The following is a 17,833-nucleotide window of genomic DNA, read 5'->3' on the forward strand; positions in this document are numbered from 1 at the left end:
GTCGCGGGTCTACGGTGTCTCCATGACCGCCAGCACACCGAACGGGAAGTACAGCCAGCTGCCGAAGGCTCCCGCACTCGACGAGACCGTCACGAGCGTCGAGGTCGACCGCTCGGCGGAGCCGGACGACGTACGCAACGTCGACCAGCACGAGGCCCTGCGCGACGACTGACAGGGCGAAACCGTCGGCGGCACCGGGCAGACTCACCCCGTGACCGACGACGACCTCCTCGCCCTGCTCGACTCCACGCTGGGCCCGGTGCTCACGCCGGCCGGTTTCGACCGTGCCCAGGGCGACTGGAGCCAGGCCGTCTTCTGCGCACCGCAGGACGCGTTCATCGCCGCGCACCCGTGGCTCCCGCAGGCCAGGCCCGAGGAGTGGCAGCGAGGGCACTCCACCGACCTCACGATCGAGTTCGACCAGACCACCGGCCTGCTGGCGCGGGTCGACCTCGAGGGCCGGTCCCTCCCCTCGACCCTGTACGCCGTCGGCGAAGGCGCCCTGTCGGCCGAGCTGAAGGCGTCGTACGCGCGACCCCTCACGGAGAGCCTGGCCGTGGTGGTGCAGGCGCTCGAGGCTGTCTTCCGACCGCCCGCCGAGGCGCCCGACGCCGGGACGAGCGACGTCGACCCGATCGACGACTACGCGTAGAGCTCGAGCCAGTCGCGGTCGTCCACGACCGCCTGGGTGGTCTCCGCCTGCGGGGAGTACTCCATCAGCATCACCGCGACGTCGTCGCCGAGCTCGTGACGGTCGGAGTGGTCACGGACCTGCTGCAGCAGTCGGGAGAGGGCCACCTCGAGGGTGTTGTCGGCCAGGATGCGCGCGTGGGCGCCCAGGTCGAAGAACTCGCCGCGACGGTCCCGGGCCTCGGTGACGCCGTCGGTGTAGAGCAGCAGGCGGTCGCCGGGCTGCCAGGCGAACTCGTGGCGACCGAAGGTGAGGCCCAGCCCCAGGGGCAGGTCGGCGTCGCGCTCGACGAACTCCCACGTGCCGTCGGCATGCACCAGCAGCGGAGCGGGGTGTCCAGCGTTGACCATGCGGACCACACCGGCCTCGGTGGTGTCGAGCACCAGGGCGGTCACGAACTCCTCGTCGGAGAAGAAGGGGTGGAGGTAGCGGCTCATCTCCACCGCCACCGACTCCAGGTCCGGCTGGATCGCCGCGGCCTGGCGGAAGGCCCGGATCACGCGGGCCGACTGCTCGACCGCCTCGATCCCCTTGCCGCGCACGTCACCGATCAGGAAGCGGATGTGCGTGCTGGAGTGGTAGCAGTCGTAGAGGTCCCCACCGATCACCGTGTCCTGGGTGCCGGACTCGTACCGGACCGCGACGCCAGTCTGCCCGACGCGCGCCGGCACGACCGGCAGGACCGCGTACTGGGCGATCTCGGCCAACGCCTTCAGCTCGCCGATCCGCTTCGTCGAGCGGCGGCGTACGTAGGCGATGACGACCGCGACGCTGCTCATCAGGGCCACGTCGACGACGCGGACCAGGTGCTGCCCGCCCCAGAGGTCCTCGTTCCAGAGGTCGGAGCCGACAGCCAGGGCAGTAGCGGCGACGGCCAGCTCGCTGGTGTGCCGGGTGCGGAGCGCGATGCTTCCGACCACGGGCGCCAACGCGAAGAGCGGGGAGAGGGCGACGTCGACGACGACGACGTCCGCAACCACGAGCGCCGCCAGCAGGGTCACCGCGATGCGGCCGACCACCTGCGTCGGTGTCGCTCTCATCTCTTCGTCACGCCCTTCCCCACCTGCGGAGCGGGGCCGCTACCGGAAGTAACCCCAACCTAACGCACGTCAGGCTGATCCGAGGGGTCTTGGCGGGTACCCGAGGGCAAAGACTCGTGCACCGCCGTCGCATCGCTCCTCCGCGTCGCGGCGAGCAGGACCACGACGCCCACCACGGCGGCCGTCACCGAGGCGGCGATGATTCCGAGCTTGGCCTCGTCGGTCAGCAGCTGGGCGCCCGGGAAGGAGAGGCTCGCGATGAAGATCGACACCGTGAAGCCGACGCCGGCCACGGCGCCGAGGCCCAGCAGCATCGGCCACGTCGCGCCCTCGGGCAGACGCCCCACGCCCAGCTTCACCGCCACCACGGTGAAGAGCAGGATGCCCAGCGGCTTGCCGACCACGAGGCCGAGGATGACCCCCAGACCCACCTGCGAGGTCAGCGCCGCCGCCAGGTCCCCCAGGCTGAGCGGCACGCCGGCGTTGGCGAGCGCGAAGAGCGGGAGGACGACGTACGCGGAGAACGGGTGCAGCCGCGACTGGAGCAGCTCGACCGCGGGGACGGACTCGTCGAGCAGGAAGCGCAGACGCGCGATCTCGTCGGGGTCCAGGTGGTCGTCGCGCAGCGTCTCGACGGCGAAGCGGCGCGCCACCTCCTCCTTGAGCAGCGGCACGGCGGGGGTGAGCAGTCCGATCGCGACACCGGCGAGCGTCGCGTGCACCCCGGAGGCGAGCAGAGCGAGCCAGACGCCGACGCCGACCACGACGTAGGCCCACCGGTTCCAGATCCGCACCATGCGCATCGCGACCATCACCAGCAGGCCGCCCACGGCGAGCGCGAGCGCCGGCAGCGAGAGGTCGGCGGTGTAGAACACGGCGATCACCAGGATGGCGCCGATGTCGTCGACCACCGCCAGCGTGAGCAGGAAGAGCCGCGCCGCGCTCGGGATGCGCCGACCCAGCACGCCCAGCACCCCGACCGCGAAGGCGATGTCGGTGGCCATCGGGATGCCCCAACCAGCGGCCCCGTCGCCGCCGGCGTTGAGCGCCGCGTAGATCCCCGCCGGGACGACCATGCCGCCGACCGCGGCGATCATCGGCAGGGCCGCGCTGCGGGGGTCACGCAGGTCGCCGTTGACGAGCTCGTACTTGATCTCGAGCCCGACGACGAAGAAGAAGATGACCATCAGGGCGTCGTTGACCCAGTGCTGCAGCGACTCGCTCAGCGTCCACGAACCCACCTCGACGGTGATCGGGGTGTGCCAGAACGCGTCGTACGACGAGGACGCGTTGGCCCAGACGAGCGCCGCGACCGTGGCCAGGAGCAGCAGGATCGACCCCGCCGACTCGATGCGCATGAACTCCCGCACGGGTCGGGCGACCAGGCGGGCCAACGCGCGGTCGCTTCGGCTCCACACGGGCCCGCGGGTCCACACCTGGTCGGCGTCACGACGGCGCGAGAGGGGGCTGGGGGATGTCACGTCACTCCTTGAAGTCGGTCCTGCACCACCGCGTCACGTCGACGCGGGCCGACCAGACTTCCCGGCACTCCGGGAGCCACACTACAGCGTGCCGTGCATCACGCTCCGGCGGTTCTGTAGGGTGCGACGCATGGCAACCGAACCGGTCAAGGACACCGACCCCACCATCGGCCGTCTGATCAGCGACGCCAGTCGCGACGTCTCCTCCCTGATCCACAAGGAGATCGAGCTCGCGAAGTCGGAGCTCAAGGTCTCGGTGAAGGCGGGCGGAACGGGCATCGGCCTTTTCGCCGGCGCGGCCTTCATGGGCCTGATGGTCCTGATCCTGCTCTCGATCACCATCGCCCACTTCATCCACTGGGGCGGCAAGGGTCTCGACCTGCACTGGGCCTACCTCATCGTGACGGGCTTCTACCTGCTCGTCGCCGCCATCCTCGCGCTGGTCGGCCTGCGCAAGGTCAAGAAGGTCAAGGCGCCGGAGCGTGCGATCCGCCAGGCGCAGGACGACCCAGCTCCTCAAGCGCTGACCCGGCGCACGGTCATCGACCGTGCACCGTCGACCAAAGGCGCTCCTGCCACGCTCAGCCGATCCGGCAGGACCGACATTTGGTCGACGTTCGACGTCGCTCAGCCCGCGCAGGCGCCCGTGTCGACCGGTCGCGTCGCGGTCATCCCGATCGACGCCGACTCGCCCACCTGCTGCGAGGTCAACGCGTAGCCGGTCTGCCGGTCGGTGACCGAGGCCGCGAAGACCATGCCGACGACGTCACCGTCGGTGTCGACCACCGGACCGCCGGAGTTGCCGGGACGCACCAACGTACGCAGCGACAGGACCTCGCGGATCACGGTGCCCTCGCCGTAGATGTCAGGCGAGCGCAGGCGCTGCGTGGCGCGGACCCGGCCCGACTGCACGTCGTAGGGACCGTCCTGGGGGAAGCCGAGCACGGCCACCGCCTGCCTGTCGGCGACGTCCCGGGCGAAGTCCAGGTGCGGCACGCCGCGGGCGGAGAGCGCGAGGACAGCCACGTCGAGGTCGGGGTCGTAGAGCACGACGGTGGCCGGCACCCGCTCACCGTCGATCTCGACCTCGGGGGCGTCGACGCCGGCCACGACGTGGGCGTTGGTCATCACGCGCCCCGGCGCGTAGAAGAAGCCGGTGCCCTCGACGCCGCGGCCGCAGTCGTTGTTGCCGTAGACCTTGAACGTGCTCGCCTCGGCCGCCTTGACCTCGGGGTCGTTGAGCGTGCGCGGGTCACCCTGCGGCACCGCGACGATCCGCTCGGGGGCGAAGGGCTCGAGGTAGCGCGGGAAGAAGGTGGTGCCGACGACGTTGTTGAAGGCGTGCAGGGCCTCGGTCGCGCGGCCGGGCAGCACCTGGTCGACCTTGGCCAGGACGACCGAGGAGCGGACGACCGGGGTCACCGTGGAGAGCTGCGAGCCGGAGATCGCGACGCCGAGCACCCACGCCACCACCAGGACGGCGGCAGCCGACAGGGCGGCGCCGCCGACGGCGTCGAGGGCGCGCACGGGCTGCCAGGTGATCCGGTCGCGGATCTTCGCGCCGGCCCACTGCAGCGCGGCCTGGCCGAACGAGGCCGCCAGGATCACGATCAGCAGCGCGCCGAGGGAGACCCACAGCGACGGCTGGGCGTTGCCGAGGGCGACAGGAGCCAGCCAGACGCCGAAGAAACCACCGGCCAGCAGGCCGATGGTCGCGAAGGCGCCGGTGACGAACCCCTGCCAGTAGCCCGAGAGCGCATAGATGTAGGCGACGACCACCAGCACCCAGTCGAGGACGTTCACCCGGTCTACTCCCGCAGTTTCGTGTTGGGGGCGAGGTCCGCCTGCCCAGGGGCATTACCTTGCAGCATGAGGGGTGGCAGGTCGCGCACCCGGGACTTGTCCCACTGCGTCGTCCACCCCACGTGGTCGAAGAGCCGGGCGATGATCCCGGCGGTGAAGCCCCACAGGATCACCTCCTTCTCCGCGCCGACCGAGAAGCCCGGACCGACCCACCCGCTGGGGTGGCGCACGTTGAACCGGTGCTCGGGGTCGAGCAGCTCGGCGATGGACTCGTGGTGGATGGCGTGCACCTCGTCGGGGCTCGCCACGTGCACGATCCCGCGGTCGCGCCAGTAGCCCAGCACGGGGGTGACCACGTAGTTGGCCGGCGGGAGCCACAGGTCGGGCAGCTGGCCGAAGACGTCGATCTCGGCGGAGACCAGCCCGATCTCCTCGTACGCCTCGCGCAGCGCCGCCTCGACGACCGTCTCACCCTCGTCGATGCCGCCGCCGGGGAAGGAGACCTGCCCCGGCTGCGTACGCATGTGGTGGGCGCGCTCGGTGAGCAGCACCTCGGGCTCGCCGTTCTCCGACTCGGCGAAGAGCATCAGGACCGCGCCGCGCCGGGCGTCGACTCCCGGGGGTGGGGCGAAGCGGGTCAGGTCGTCGACGGTGATCGTCCCGGCGCCCTCGACGACCGGCCGGAGCCACTCGGGGAAGCGGTCGGGGTCCTGGACGACCTCGCTCACGACGCCTCCCCCAGGTCGAGGTGGCGCCCGACGAGCTCCTCGAACTCGGCGAGGTCGTCGAAGAGCTGCATCTCCACGCCGACGAGCTCACCGTCGGCGTCGACGAAGGCCAGGAACGGAAGGCCGGGCACCCGCGGCACGGGGTCGAGGCCGTCGAGCTCGCCCTTGAGGTCGACGACCATCGGGTAGGTCGCCCCGGTCTCCTCGACGAACTCCTCGGCTGCCTTGCTCTGGGCGTCCTGGTAGTTGACGCCGAGCACGTCGACGCGACCCTCGTACTTCTGCGAGAACTCCTCGATGAGGGGCATCTCCTTGCGGCACGGGTTGCACCACGACGCCCACAGGCTCACGACGGTCGGGGTGTCGATCGCGCCGAGGTCCACCGAGGGAGCCCCTGCGAAGCCGGGCAGGGTCAGCTCCGGCATCGGGGCGGGCAGGGCGGCAGGGCCCTGGGGGGAGCCGGGGTCGTCGGAGGTGCAGCCCGCGAGGGCGAGCACGGCGGCGGTGACGACGGCGGCGGCGCGCAGGAGCGGCGTACGACGGGAGGTGCGACTCATGCCGGCCCCTGCGTCTTCACGAGCTTCTCGGCCTCGACGGGGTCCGTGGGACCTTCACCGTACGACGGGCACCAGCGCGCGACAGGGCAGGCACCGCAGGCGGGCTTCTTGGCGTGGCAGCGACGACGCCCGTGCCAGATCACGTGGTGGGACAGCATCGTCCAGTCCTTCTTGGGGAAGAGCTCCCCCACTGCGAGCTCGACCTTCACCGGGTCGGTCTCGGTCGTCCAGCCGAAGCGGCGCACGAGGCGGCCGAAGTGGGTGTCGACGGTGATGCCGGGGACGTCGAAGGCGTTGCCCAGGACGACGTTGGCGGTCTTGCGGCCCACGCCCGGCAGGGTCACCAGGTCCTCCAGGCGCCCGGGCACCTCGCCGTCGAAGTTGTCGACGATCGCGGCGGAGAGCTTGAGCAGCGAGGTGGTCTTCTGGCGGAAGAAGCCCAGCGGTCCGACCAGCTGCTCGAGGTGCTCACGCGGCGCCGCGGCCATCGCGCGAGGGTCCGGGTAGGCCGCGAAGAGCGCCGGCCTCGCCGCGTTGACCCGACGGTCGGTGGTCTGCGCGGAGAGCACGGTGACGACCAGCAGCTGGAACGGGTCGTCGAAGTCGAGCTCGCAGTGGGCGTCGGGATAGGTCTCGGCGAGCACCCGGTTGACCTTGCGCGCACGGCGCACCAAGGAGGTGTCGGGCGGGGTGGAAACAGGGAGTGCTGGCACGCCGGTCAGCCTACGGTGGCGCTCCGACAATGACCGGGCCAACGACGCGTACGACGACGCGCGGCCAGCGCCGGAGACCGCTCACACCCGCCCGCAAGCGGTGGTTGACGGCCACGTTCGCACGACCTTCCGCCCCCAATGTGGGCGTGTGAGGTATACCACTGGTTAGGATGAGGTGCCCCCGGGGACTCGGGACGCCGCTACGACTGGAGGATCCGTGGACAACGACGTGCTTCGACAGGCACCGCTTTTCAGTGCACTGGACGACGAAGCCGCCACCGCGCTGAGCAACTCGATGGCCGAGACGAAGCTGCGCCGCGGCGACGTGCTCTTCCACGAGGGCGACTCGGGTGATCGGCTCTACGTCGTGCTCGACGGCAAGGTGAAGCTCGGACGCTCCGCCGCCGACGGCCGCGAGAACCTGCTGGCGGTCATGGGCCCCGGCCAGATGTTCGGCGAGCTGTCGCTCTTCGACCCGGGCCCGCGCTCGGCCACCGTCACCGCGGTCACCGACGCCTCCTTCGCCTCCCTCTCGCACGAGGACCTGCTGCGCTGGCTCGAGGGTCGCCCGACCGTGGCCCGCAGCCTGCTCAGCCAGCTCGCCTCGCGCCTGCGCAAGTCCAACGACGTCGTCGCCGATCTCGTCTTCTCGGACGTGCCCGGCCGTGTCGCCAAGGCACTGCTCGACCTCGCCGACCGCTTCGGCCGCTCCGCCGACGACGGCGTCCACGTGCACCACGACCTCACCCAGGAGGAGCTCGCCCAGCTGGTCGGCGCCTCCCGCGAGACGGTCAACAAGGCGCTGGCCGACTTCGCCTCGCGCGGCTGGATCCGCCTGGAGCCCCGCTCCGTGGTGATCATGGACATCGAGCGTCTGGGCAAGCGCGCGCGCTGACCCGTCGACGTACGGAAGGGCGAGGGTGATCCCTCGCCCTTCTGCCATTTTCTCGGCGGGCGCAGGCGAGATGCAGAAAAAGTCGGAACCCACTGCCAACCTTCTCGTCGGGGGCGGTCGTCTCCCCCTGTGACCGAGGAGGAGGTGAGAGGTGCTCACAGCAGACGAAGCGGGCTTCAACGAGTTCGTGGCGGCCCGTGGGCCGGCGTTCCAGCGCACCGCCTTCCTCCTCACCAGCGACCACCACACCGCGCAGGACCTCGTCCAGCAGGCGTTGCTGGAGGCGGCCCGGCGCTGGGAGAAGATCCACACCTCCCCCGAGGCGTACGTCCGGCGCACGATCTACACGGCCAACGTCTCGCGCTGGCGACGGCTCAGGTTCAGCGAGCACGAGCTCACTGGCGACCGGGTCGCCGACCCCGGGCACGATGCCGACGCACGCCTGACGCTCATGGCGGCGCTCGAGCGCCTCACCACCAAGCAGCGGGCCGTGATCGTGCTGCGCTACTACGAGGACCTCACCGAGACCCAGGCCGCCGAGGCGCTCGGTGTCTCCGTCGGCACCGTGAAGTCGACCCACAGCCAGGCGTTGCGCCGCCTCCGCGACCACGCTCCCCACCTCGCCGAACTCCTCGGGAGGACGCCATGAACGCGCACGAGACCCTCGAGCAGGAGCTGCGCCGCGGCCTCCACGAGGTGGCCGACGACTTCGTCCCCACTCCCCTTCCCGGCGACCTGTGGAGCCGCGGCCGCGCGCCGCGCCCCACGTCACGCATGAGTCTGGCGGTGGCGGCTGCCGTGGCCCTCCTGGTGCTCCTCGGTTCGGTCGCGCTGGTCAGGCCTGACGTGCTCGTACGTCCCGCTGACGCCCCGCGGGGAGGAGCGCTGCCCCAGGAGGTGTGGGTGCCGCAGGTGCGCGAGCTGGACGACCCACCGCGTCCGGTGGACGACGTCGGTCCTGCGTCGGTCGCGTTGCCGCTGGACGACGGAGCCGTGCTCCTGGTCTCCGCGAAGGACGCGCGCCACCACGTGCGTACGCTGCCCGACCTCGACGTGCCCGGCATGGCGTTGCCGCAGGTGGCACTGTCGCCTGACGGACGCCACCTGGCCCATGCCTCCTTCGTGCCGGGCGCCGTCCGCGACGAGGACATGGCGGGGGTGGCGATCGTCGACCTGTCGACCGGTGACCAGACGACGACCGTCCTGGAGGCCCCGGACGGCGCACCGTTGCGTGTCACCCGGCTGCAGTGGTCACCCGACGGGAGCCGGGTCGGGTGGGCCGCCCTTGCGTACGACCCCGAGGGCGGGAACGACGAACGGGTCTGGGCCGGCGTGGCCAGCCTTGACGACGAGCTCGGCGGTCCGTGGCGACTGCCGTCACGTTCCAGCCTCGGGGTGCTGGCCGCACGTCCCGACGGCGGACTCGTGGTGGGTGACTGGCGCAGGCTGTGGCAGCTCGACGCGGACACTCGCCCCGGGCCGCTGCGCGAGGACGAGGGGCAGCCGTACGACGCCGCCGAGACGTCGGGCGAGGAATCGCCCACGCCCCTGTCCACCGACCTCACGACGGTCGCGCTCTCGGGCGTGCAGGACGACGACGGGAGGGCGCAGACCTTCGACCTGGACCTGGACGACCCGGATCTGGGCCTCACCGGCCGTCCCTGGGACGTCTCCGGAGACTTCGCCACCACACCGTTGGGATGGACCCCTGACGGCGCCCTCCTCGCCACGACGTTGGACGAGCCGGTGATCCAGCGCTCGACCGACCGGGGCGCACCCAGCGACCTCATCCGGATCCATGGCGCCACCGGGGCGGACTTCAGCGTCGCCAGTGCGCTGGGCGACGCCGATCCGATCGCAGGACCACGGCCCGACTGGGCGCCTCGCTCCAACTGGCTCTGGTTCGTGCTCGGGTCGGCCGTCGTCGTGGTGGCACTCTGGCTCTTCGAGCGTCGTCGCCGTCGGACGGCGGCCGACGCGGCCGCGGCGACGAGACCGCGCAGCAAGGCGTCGGGGTGGGCTCTTGCCGCCCTGATCTCGTTGGGGATCGCCTCCCTCCCGTTCATCGGCGCGATCCGTTCCTGGTCCACCACCACGTTCGTGGTCGGCGGCGTGGTCGTGGCGCTGCTCCTCACCTGGATCCGCCTGCCCGGCAGCACCCTTGCCGGTTCGCGTCGCGCAGGGCTACGCCTGCTGGTCGTCGCAGGAGCGTTGGCCTGGGCCACCCAGCCGCTGTGGTCCTCCCTCGGGGCGCCCACCAGCGACGAGCCCGCGCTCCCGGCGCACGCCGAGTGGCGCTGGATGCGGGCAGGGATGGACGACGGCCCGGCGATCGCCCCGGTCACGGACGCCGCACCGGGTGTCACCTCGATGGTCTTCTCCGGGGACGAGGGCGTGGCGATCCTGGTCGACGCCCACGACGGACGGCACCGCCCGGTGCTCCTTCCCGGCTTCCCCCAGTACTACTTCGAGCGGTACGCCGGCATCCGGGCCCAGCTGAGCCCTGACGGGACACAGCTGGCCTGGCCCTACATCGACGCCGGCGACGGGATGGGTGGCTACTACGATTCCGACACGGCCGGCATCGCCGTGGCCGACCTGGTCGAGGGCACGATGCGCCGGCTCCCGCTGGTGGGTCGCAACGACCGTCCCGTCCGGGTGCTCCACCTGGCGTGGTCGCCGGACGGCAGCCGCTTGGCGTGGTTCGGTGACGAGGCGGCCGAGTGGGGCCCCGAGGGCATGGCCTTCCGGGGCAAGGTGCGCGTCGCCGGCAGCACCCCGCTCGACGAGCTCGACGGAGCCTTCCGGGTCCTCGACTCCGCAGAGGGGTGGTACGTCGGGCTCGCCGCCGCCGACGACGGAGCGGCCTACATCGTCTCGGGCCGCAGTCTCCTCACCCTGCCGGCCGACCCCGAGACCACCGTCTCCTCCCGTCGTGTCACCGGGATCGCCCTGAACTGGACCAGTGCCTCGCTCTCCCCCGACGGCACCAGCCTGGCGGTGGGGATGAACGGCGGGGTCGAGTACACCTACGGCTCCGGGCTGCGCCGTCTCGACCTCACCGATCCCACCAGCCAGCTGGAGCTGGACCCTTGGAACGCACCGCGTGACCTCGACCGGGTCGAGGTCCAGGGCCACACGCCGCGTGGCGACGTGATGATCATGCATGCGCGACCGATGGGGTCCGGGAGGATGACGCCCGCTGTCCTGGCCGTCGGCGCCCGGGGCGCAGCCGAGCTCACCGAGTTGCGGGGCGTGGACGACGCGACCGGCGTCTCCGCAGCGAGCGCCCTCGCCGCGTCACCGCCCTTCGACTTCGCGGGCCCGCGGTGGCCGCTCACGACGGTCCGCCAGGTGCTGATCGGAGTGCTGGTCACAGGGCTGGTGGTACAGCTCGTCGCGTTCGCCCCGTGGCGCTGGTGGAGGCGTCGAAACACGCGAATCACCTGACCCGGCGCGACCCGCCTGCCACGATCCCGGTATGAAGATCTTCGGGGCAGCACGTGGCCTGGTCGCGCGGGCGAAGGAGACCGTCGCCGAGTACGACGCCTCCAACCCCCACACCGCCGGACAGGTGCGCCAGGTCGTGGGCGGGCTGCTCATCACCGACGGCCTGGTGGGCCTCGAGAACCCGTTCGACGGGGCGAGGACCCGCCCCGGGATCCTGGCTCACCTCGCCCAGCTGGCCTTCGGCCTCATCTTTGTGGCGGTCGGAGTCACGCTCTTCGTCACCACCTCACCCCAGGGCGACACGGTCACCCAGGGCACTGTCACCCGGGTCAACAGCCACCAGGGCGACGACGGGACCACCTGCTCCCTGGAGGCCGAGTTCTGGGTGGATGAGCGCCCCTACAAGGCGTCGACTCCGCACAGCTCGAGCGGCCTGTGCTCAGAGAACGTGGGCCGCACCATCGACGTCCGCTACGAGGCCAGCAACCCGGCGAACGCCGACATCGACGACGCCACCTTCGCGTGGTTGACGCTGATCTTCGCCGCGGCCGGCGCCGTGGTGGCGCTTCCTTCGCTGATCGGTTTCGCCTACTCGTGCGCCGCCATCCTCTTCGGCTGGCGGTTGGTGCGGACCGGCCGCGCGATGGCGGCCGCCAACCCGCCCACCACGACGGACACCGGCATCGTCGCCGCAGTGAAGGACAAGTTCACCGAGACCGTGCTCGCCTTGCGGGGACGTACGACCAAGGCCGTGGCCGGGGGCTCGGCGAGCACCTCCGGCCTCTCTCCCGTCGAGCCGCCGACCCTGGGCCCGGACGGCCGTCCGGTCGCCCCGGCCCACATCCCGGCCGGCTGGTACCGCACCGCCGACGGGGCCTCGGAGCGCTGGCACGACGGGGTGCAGTGGACCGTGCACGTACGCCCGTACGCCCCGCGCCCCCACCCTGACCGCGCCCACCCCGAGGGGCGGGCGCGCCGACCTCACATCTGGCCGGAGTCGAGGAATCGCTGGTGCCAGCTCAGCGACTCGTCGAGCAGGTGCGGCGTGTGCCGGGCGGTGGGTCGGGCAGCCTCGGCGCGGGCGACGTACTCGGTGAGGGCGTCGCGGAACTTCGGGTGCGCGGCGTGCTCGATGACCCGCTCGGCGCGACGGCGCGGCGAGAGGCCTCGCAGGTCGGCGAGCCCCTGCTCGGTGACGACCACGTGCACGTCGTGCTCGGTGTGGTCGACGTGGCTGACCATCGGCACGATCGACGAGATCGCGCCGCCCTTCGCGGTGGAGGGCGAGACGAAGAAGTTGAGGAAGGCGTTGCGGGCGAAGTCGCCGGACCCACCGATGCCGTTCATGACGCTCGAGCCCATGACGTGGGTCGAGTTCACGTTGCCGTAGATGTCGGCCTCGATCATGCCGTTCATCGCGATCACGCCGAGGCGGCGCACCAGCTCGGGGTGGTTGGAGATCTCCTCGCTGCGCAGCAGGATCTTGCCCTTGTAGGCGTTGATGTTGTCCATGAAGCGGCGTACGCCCGCGTCGGAGAGCCCGAACGAGGTGGCCGAGGCGAAGCGCAGCGTGCCCGAGTCGAGCAGGTCGAGCATGCCGTCCTGGATCACCTCGGTGAAAGCGGTCAGTCCGGTGAACTCACTGGCGTCCAGCCCCGCGAGCACCGCGTTGGCCACGTTGCCGACACCGGACTGGATCGGCAGCAGCTCCGCAGGCATCCGGCCGGCCTTGACCTCGTGGCGCAGGAAGTCGACCAGGTGCTCGGCGATCGCCCGCGACACCTCGTCGACCGGGCTGAAGGCGCTGTTGCGGTCGGGCGCGTTGGTCTCGACCACGGCGACCACCTTGGCGGGGTCGACCTTGAGGTAGGGCTCACCGATGCGCTGGTCGGGCTCGGTCAGCGGGATCGGCAGGCGGTTCGGCGGCAGCGCCGTGCGGTGGTAGATGTCGTGGAAGCCCTCGAACTCGCGCGGCTGCCAGTGGTTGACCTCGAGGATCACCTTGTCGGCCTGGTCGAGCCAGGTCTTGTTGTTGCCCACCGACGAGCTCGGCACGAGGAGGCCGTCGGGCAGCACCGCGGTGACCTCGACGACGGCGATGTCGAGGTTGCCGTAGAAGCCGAACCACATGTGCTGGGCGGAGTGGCTCAGGTGCGCGTCGAGGTAGTCGACCGAGCCGGCGTTGATCTCGGCGCGCAGCACCGGGTCGGAGTTGTAGGGCAGCCGGCTCGAGATGCCGTCGACCGCCGCGAGCACGCCGTCGGCGTCGGGCGCGGTCGAGGCGCCGCTCCACAGCGCCACGCGGAACTCCTCGCCGCGGTCGCGGGCGGCCTGCATCCGTGCGGCCAGCGCGGCCGGCATGGCCTTGGGGTAGCCGGCGCCGGTGAAGCCGCTGATCCCGACGCTGTCGCCGGGGTAGATGTGCTTCACCGCTTCTTCGGCGGAGACGACCTTGGTGGCCAGGGTGGGGCAGGTGATCCGTGCATTCACCCGACGATCATCCCACCCGAGCGCCGATCCTTCGGCCTCCAGTCACGACTGGCGAGTAAGGTACGCGAGCTGCGCGCGCACCGAGAGCTCCGCGGCGCCCCACAGCACCGGGTCGACGTCGCGGTAGACGTGCTCGACGACCGTACGCGGCGTGACCGTCGCCCCGCTGCCGGGCGCGAGGTCGAGCTCGGTCACCGCCTGGGCCCACGTGTCGCGCTCGGCCAGGTCGAGGACGGCCTGCTCCACCTGCGCCAACCGGTCGCGCCGGTGGGCGATGTAGAAGTCCAAGGCGCCGAGGGCGTCGTCGATCACGGGGCCGTGCCCGGGCAGGATCCGCGTCGCCTCCTGGCGCTCGGCCAGCGCGTGCAGCCGGTCGAGGGAGTCGAGGTAGGCGCCGAGCTGGCCGTCGGGGTGGGCGACCACGGTCGTACCGCGCCCGAGCACCGTGTCGCCGGTCAGCACGGCGCCGTCACCGGGCAGCACGAAGGAGAGGGAGTCGGCGGTGTGGCCGGGCGTACCGACGACGTGCACCTCTAGGCCGTCGACCGCGACGACGTCACCGTCGCCCAGGCCTTCGGAGCCGAGCTGGTGGGCCGGGTCGAGGGCGCGGACGCCGCAGCCCATCCGCTCGGCGAACTCCTTGGCGGCCTCGGAGTGGTCGAGGTGGTGGTGGGTGAGCAGGACGACGCCGACCTCACCGGCGAGCTCGGCGACCTCGTCGAGGTGGCTGAGGATCGACGGGCCGGGGTCGACGACGACGCTGCGCCGGGCGCCGGGCTCGCGCAGCACCCAGGTGTTGGTGCCGTCGAGGGTCATCAGGTTGGGGTTGGGGGCGAGCACGCAGTGCGCCCGCTCCCCGAAGGCGCCGCCGCTCCAGGGCTGGGTCACTGCAGGCCGCCCCGGGTCGCAAGTGACTCCCAGTCCGGGTGCTGGGTGAGGCCGAACTCGCCCGCCTCGTCCTCGGCGACCTCGGGCATGAACATCTCGATCCGCCGGGTCGCGGCCTCGGCGAGGACCTCGGCGGGCGAGGCGTGCAGCGAGACGTCGAGGCAGTTCTGGAAGGTCGGCGGCATCATGATCACGGCGCCCTCGAGCGCCTGGTCGACGGCCGAGCGCGCGGTGCGCCACTCGACCGCGGAGGCCTCGGAGGAGATGTCGCGGGTGACCTGCCCCTCGGGGAGCAGCGCCACGAAGAACCAGGTGCGGTAGCGACGCGGCTCGAACTCGGGCGTCAGCCAGGCGCTGTACGCCCCGAGCAGGTCGCTGCGCAGCACCAGGCCGCGGCGCAGCAGGAAGTCATGGAAGCTGAGCTCGCGCGCCTCCAGGGCGACCCGGTCAGCCTCCCAGTCGTCGCCCGTGGTGTCGGCAACGACCGACTGCGCGTCCGGGCCGGCCAGCAGGACGCCGGACTCCTCGAAGGTCTCGCGCACCGCGGCGCAGACCAGCGAGCGGGCCAGCGACTCGTCGGCGCCGAGGATCTCGGCCCACTCCGCCGGGCTCGGGCCCGCCCAGGCGACGGCAGGGTCGTCGTCGGTCGGGTCGACGCCGCCGCCGGGGAAGACCCACATGCCACCTGCGAACGCCATCGACTGCTGGCGGCGCATCAGGTAGACCTCGGGGCCCTCGTCCGGGACGGACGCGGCGCGCAGCAGCAGCACGGTGGCGGCGTTGCGCGGCTCGGCCGGGGTCGCCTCACCGGAGGTGAAGGCGCGGCTCTGCTCGACGAGGTGCGGGGGCAGCGCGAGGCGCAGCACTCAGACCTCGACCATGATCTCGACCTCGACGGGCACGTCGAGCGGCAGCACGGCGACACCCACGGCGGAGCGGGCGTGGACGCCGGCGTCGCCGAAGACCTGGCCGAGCAGCTCGGAGGCGCCGTTGGCGACCTGCGGCTGGCCGGTGAAGTCGGGCGTCGAGGAGACGAAGACGACCACCTTCACCACGCGCTTCACCAGCGCGAGGTCACCGATCTCGGCCTTCACCGCGGCGATGGCGTTGAGCGTGCACTGCTGCGCACACTCGACGGCCACCTCGGGGGTGACGGTGTCGCCCACCTTGCCGGTCGCGACCGGGACACCACCGCGGACCGGGATCTGGCCCGAGGTGAGCACGAGGTTGCCGGTGCGCACCGCCGGGACGTACGCCGCGACAGGCTTCGCGACCTCGGGGACCGCGAGACCGAGCTCGGCCAACCGCTCCTCGGGGTGCATCAGTCGTCCTGCGGCCGCTTCAGGAAGGCGACGAGGCCACCCTGGGCATTGGTGTGGATGGCGACGAGCTCCCAGCCGTCGGCACCGAAGTTGTTGAGCATGAGGGCTTCGTTGTGGAGCGGGATCGGCGCCACCTGGTACTGCCATTTCGTCATGGGGGTGACCATATCCCGCCGCGCCGACAGCGCCAGTGGTCACTTGGTGGCCATGACGCCCGGACACCTGGGCACCAACTGACCACTGGCGCAAGAAGCCATCCAATGTGAGGAGTGAGCCGGAGGTACGCCGAGCGCAGCGAGGTGTGCCGGAGGCGAGCCCCGCAAGATGCCGGTCAATGAGCACAGTCATCTGAGGCCCACCTATCCTCAGCAGGTGGCGAAGAAGGCATCTGGAGGCACCCCGGCGACCGACGCCCTGAGCGCGGCCGGGGTGCCCTTTACGTTGCGTCCCTACGACCACGACCCGCGCGCCACGTCGTACGGCCTCGAGGCGGCCGAGGCTCTCGGCTTCCCGCCCGAGCAGGTCTTCAAGACCCTCGTCGTCGACGTCGCCACCTCCGGGCGTCCGGTCCTCGCGGTCGGCGTCGTCCCGGTCTCCGGCCAGCTCGACCTCAAGGCGGTCGCCGCGGCCCTGGGCGCCAAGAAGGCGGTGATGGCCGACCCGGCCGTCGCGTCGCGCTCCAGCGGGTACGTCGTCGGCGGGATCTCCCCGATCGGCCAACGTACGCCGCTGCCCACCGTCGTCGACGCGAGCGCGCTGCTGCACGAGACCGTCCTGGTCTCCGGCGGACGCCGCGGCCTCGACGTCGAGCTGTCCCCCCACGACCTGGTTGCCCTCACCGGCGCAACCCTTGCGGAGATCTCCCGTTGAGCACCCCCCAGACCGAGCCCAGCGGCGGCATCCTGTCGCCCGCCTACCTGGCCACCACCCTCGGCACCTTCGCGATCATCGTGCTGGTCGCCTTCGAGAACCTCGCCGTCACCACGGTGATGCCGACCCTCACCGACGCGCTCGACGGGCGTGACTGTGTACGCCCTCGGCTTCGCCGCGCCTCTGGCCAGCGGTGTCGTCGGCATGGTCGCGGCCGGCATGGTCAGCGACCGCCGCGGACCGGCGATGCCCCTGCTGGTGGCGCTGACCGTCTTCGGCGCCGGCCTGCTGCTCGCCGGGGCGGCGACCTCGATGGAGCTCTTCGTCGCCGGTCGAGTGCTCCAGGGTCTGGGCGGTGGCGCGGCCACCGTGGTGCTCTACGTGGTGATCGGACTGATCTACCCGACCACCCTGCAGGCGTCGGTCTTCGCCTCGCTGGCCGCCGCCTGGGTGCTGCCGTCGCTCTTCGGACCGGCCGTCGCCGCGGTCATCGCCGACGCCTTCGGCTGGCGCTGGGTCTTCCTCGGCACCGTGGTGCTGGTCGCGCTGGTCGGGGTCGGGTTGGCGCGCCGTGTGCTGGGGCTCCCGAAGCCGAGCAGCAGCCGGAGCACACGTCGTACGCCCCGCTCGTGTGGGCGGTCGTCGCGGCCGCCGCCGTGCTCGGCGTACGCCTGGTCGGCGACCGCGTCGTGCTCTCGCTCGCCTGTGCGGCGCTGGTGCTGTACGCCCTCACCCACCTGCTGCCGAAGGGCTCGCTGCGGCTGGCCGAGGGGTTGCCGTCGGTGATCTCGACGCGCGGCTTCCTCGCCGGATCCTTCTTCATGGCCGAGGGCTACGTCGTGCTGACGCTGGAGGAGAAGTGGGGCCTGACCCCGACCGTCGCCGGCCTGACGCTCTCGGCGGTC

Annotated in this window: 20 protein-coding genes; 8 read left to right on the forward strand and 12 right to left on the reverse strand. The window is 71.5% G+C overall.

Translation table 11 applies throughout. From position 1 onward, the window contains the following. Positions 1-22: 22 nt before the first annotated feature. Entirely contained in the window at positions 23-172 is a 150-nt protein-coding gene (locus E2C04_RS17885) for a hypothetical protein (protein WP_158630734.1), read from the forward strand. Positions 173-211: 39 nt separating this feature from the next. Continuing rightward, positions 212-652, forward strand: coding sequence for a hypothetical protein (locus E2C04_RS16315; RefSeq protein WP_135833407.1), 441 nt, complete (start codon positions 212-214; stop codon positions 650-652). On the opposite strand, the gene E2C04_RS16320 is transcribed toward E2C04_RS16315, so the two are convergent. Beyond that, the gene (locus E2C04_RS16320) at positions 643-1,710 is read right to left on the reverse strand and encodes a PP2C family protein-serine/threonine phosphatase (protein WP_158630735.1); all 1,068 of its coding nucleotides are present in this window, start codon (positions 1,708-1,710) and stop codon (positions 643-645) included. The two genes, E2C04_RS16315 and E2C04_RS16320, sit on opposite strands and share 10 nt — an antisense overlap. Positions 1,711-1,790: 80 nt before the next feature. Then, positions 1,791-3,212, reverse strand: a complete 1,422-nt coding sequence (gene nhaA, locus E2C04_RS16325; protein ID WP_202977816.1) for a Na+/H+ antiporter NhaA — start codon at positions 3,210-3,212, stop codon at positions 1,791-1,793. Between the two features lie 130 nt (positions 3,213-3,342). Here nhaA and E2C04_RS16330 point away from each other — a divergent pair, with 130 nt between their 5' ends. Then, positions 3,343-3,930, forward strand: a complete 588-nt coding sequence (locus tag E2C04_RS16330; protein ID WP_135833409.1) for a phage holin family protein — start codon at positions 3,343-3,345, stop codon at positions 3,928-3,930. Here the strand turns inward: E2C04_RS16330 and E2C04_RS16335 are convergent. From E2C04_RS16335 to nth, 4 genes are read right to left on the reverse strand one after another with little or no spacing between them, the layout of a single operon-like run. After that, positions 3,840-5,015: a MarP family serine protease gene (locus E2C04_RS16335; protein ID WP_135833410.1), complete on the reverse strand. Its 1,176-nt coding sequence runs from the start codon at positions 5,013-5,015 to the stop codon at positions 3,840-3,842. The two genes, E2C04_RS16330 and E2C04_RS16335, sit on opposite strands and share 91 nt — an antisense overlap. A 5-nt stretch (positions 5,016-5,020) precedes the next feature. Continuing rightward, positions 5,021-5,743, reverse strand: a complete 723-nt coding sequence (locus tag E2C04_RS16340) for an NUDIX hydrolase (protein ID WP_135833411.1) — start codon at positions 5,741-5,743, stop codon at positions 5,021-5,023. Next, the gene (locus E2C04_RS16345; RefSeq protein ID WP_135833412.1) at positions 5,740-6,300 is read right to left on the reverse strand and encodes a TlpA family protein disulfide reductase; all 561 of its coding nucleotides are present in this window, start codon (positions 6,298-6,300) and stop codon (positions 5,740-5,742) included. Before E2C04_RS16345 ends, E2C04_RS16340 begins: the two co-directional genes overlap by 4 nt. Continuing rightward, positions 6,297-7,013: an endonuclease III gene (nth, locus tag E2C04_RS16350; protein WP_135833413.1), complete on the reverse strand. Its 717-nt coding sequence runs from the start codon at positions 7,011-7,013 to the stop codon at positions 6,297-6,299. Before nth ends, E2C04_RS16345 begins: the two co-directional genes overlap by 4 nt. A 217-nt stretch (positions 7,014-7,230) precedes the next feature. Between nth and E2C04_RS16355 the strand changes: the two genes are divergently transcribed. The 3 genes from E2C04_RS16355 to E2C04_RS16365 all read left to right on the forward strand — a co-directional run bounded on the left by E2C04_RS16355 (position 7,231) and on the right by E2C04_RS16365 (position 11,358). Next, positions 7,231-7,908, forward strand: a complete 678-nt coding sequence (locus E2C04_RS16355) for a Crp/Fnr family transcriptional regulator (protein WP_135833414.1) — start codon at positions 7,231-7,233, stop codon at positions 7,906-7,908. 151 nt (positions 7,909-8,059) lie between these two features. Beyond that, entirely contained in the window at positions 8,060-8,557 is a 498-nt protein-coding gene (locus E2C04_RS16360) for a SigE family RNA polymerase sigma factor (RefSeq protein WP_135833415.1), read from the forward strand. Beyond that, a complete protein-coding gene (locus tag E2C04_RS16365) occupies positions 8,554-11,358 on the forward strand; it encodes a PD40 domain-containing protein (protein ID WP_135833416.1) in 2,805 nt (934 codons plus the stop codon). Before E2C04_RS16360 ends, E2C04_RS16365 begins: the two co-directional genes overlap by 4 nt. Before the next feature lie 588 nt (positions 11,359-11,946). Here E2C04_RS16365 and E2C04_RS18160 read toward each other — a convergent pair. The 6 genes from E2C04_RS18160 to E2C04_RS18165 form a co-directional block, all read right to left on the reverse strand. Then, entirely contained in the window at positions 11,947-12,132 is a 186-nt protein-coding gene (locus E2C04_RS18160) for a hypothetical protein (protein ID WP_170213474.1), read from the reverse strand. Between the two features lie 207 nt (positions 12,133-12,339). Further along, entirely contained in the window at positions 12,340-13,848 is a 1,509-nt protein-coding gene (locus E2C04_RS16375) for an acetyl-CoA hydrolase/transferase family protein (protein WP_135833418.1), read from the reverse strand. A 42-nt stretch (positions 13,849-13,890) separates the two neighbouring features. Then, positions 13,891-14,736 carry an MBL fold metallo-hydrolase gene (locus E2C04_RS16380; protein WP_229721411.1) on the reverse strand — a complete coding sequence of 282 codons (846 nt, stop codon included), beginning with the start codon at positions 14,734-14,736 and terminating at the stop codon, positions 13,891-13,893. Continuing rightward, positions 14,733-15,602, reverse strand: coding sequence for an NUDIX hydrolase (locus E2C04_RS16385; protein ID WP_135833419.1), 870 nt, complete (start codon positions 15,600-15,602; stop codon positions 14,733-14,735). The genes E2C04_RS16380 and E2C04_RS16385 overlap by 4 nt, the downstream gene beginning before the upstream one ends. Beyond that, the gene (locus E2C04_RS16390; protein WP_135833843.1) at positions 15,603-16,061 is read right to left on the reverse strand and encodes a RidA family protein; all 459 of its coding nucleotides are present in this window, start codon (positions 16,059-16,061) and stop codon (positions 15,603-15,605) included. It abuts the gene before it with no gap. Further along, the gene (locus E2C04_RS18165) at positions 16,058-16,213 is read right to left on the reverse strand and encodes a Sp36 family protein (protein ID WP_170213519.1); all 156 of its coding nucleotides are present in this window, start codon (positions 16,211-16,213) and stop codon (positions 16,058-16,060) included. Before E2C04_RS18165 ends, E2C04_RS16390 begins: the two co-directional genes overlap by 4 nt. Before the next feature lie 169 nt (positions 16,214-16,382). On the opposite strand from E2C04_RS18165, the gene ybaK reads away from it, so the two are divergent. Further along, entirely contained in the window at positions 16,383-16,928 is a 546-nt protein-coding gene (gene ybaK, locus E2C04_RS16395) for a Cys-tRNA(Pro) deacylase (protein ID WP_135833420.1), read from the forward strand. Positions 16,929-17,078: 150 nt separating this feature from the next. Beyond that, a complete protein-coding gene (locus E2C04_RS16400) occupies positions 17,079-17,714 on the forward strand; it encodes an MFS transporter (protein WP_135833421.1) in 636 nt (211 codons plus the stop codon). The last annotated feature ends 119 nt before the right edge of the window (positions 17,715-17,833 follow it).

Source organism: Nocardioides daphniae, from assembly GCF_004777465.1.
GTDB classification, from domain to species: domain Bacteria; phylum Actinomycetota; class Actinomycetes; order Propionibacteriales; family Nocardioidaceae; genus Nocardioides; species Nocardioides daphniae.

Excerpts from the sequence above, each read along its gene's own strand:
- E2C04_RS17885 (WP_158630734.1), top strand. The coding sequence starts at position 23 with ATGACCGCCAGCACACCGAACGGGAAGTACAGCCAGCTGCCGAAGGCT.
- E2C04_RS16330 (WP_135833409.1), top strand. The coding sequence starts at position 3,343 with ATGGCAACCGAACCGGTCAAGGACACCGACCCCACCATCGGCCGTCTG.
- E2C04_RS16345 (WP_135833412.1), bottom strand. The coding sequence starts at position 6,300 with ATGAGTCGCACCTCCCGTCGTACGCCGCTCCTGCGCGCCGCCGCCGTC.
- E2C04_RS16365 (WP_135833416.1), top strand. The coding sequence starts at position 8,554 with ATGAACGCGCACGAGACCCTCGAGCAGGAGCTGCGCCGCGGCCTCCAC.
- E2C04_RS18165 (WP_170213519.1), bottom strand. The coding sequence starts at position 16,213 with ATGACGAAATGGCAGTACCAGGTGGCGCCGATCCCGCTCCACAACGAA.
- ybaK (WP_135833420.1), top strand. The coding sequence starts at position 16,383 with ATGCCGGTCAATGAGCACAGTCATCTGAGGCCCACCTATCCTCAGCAG.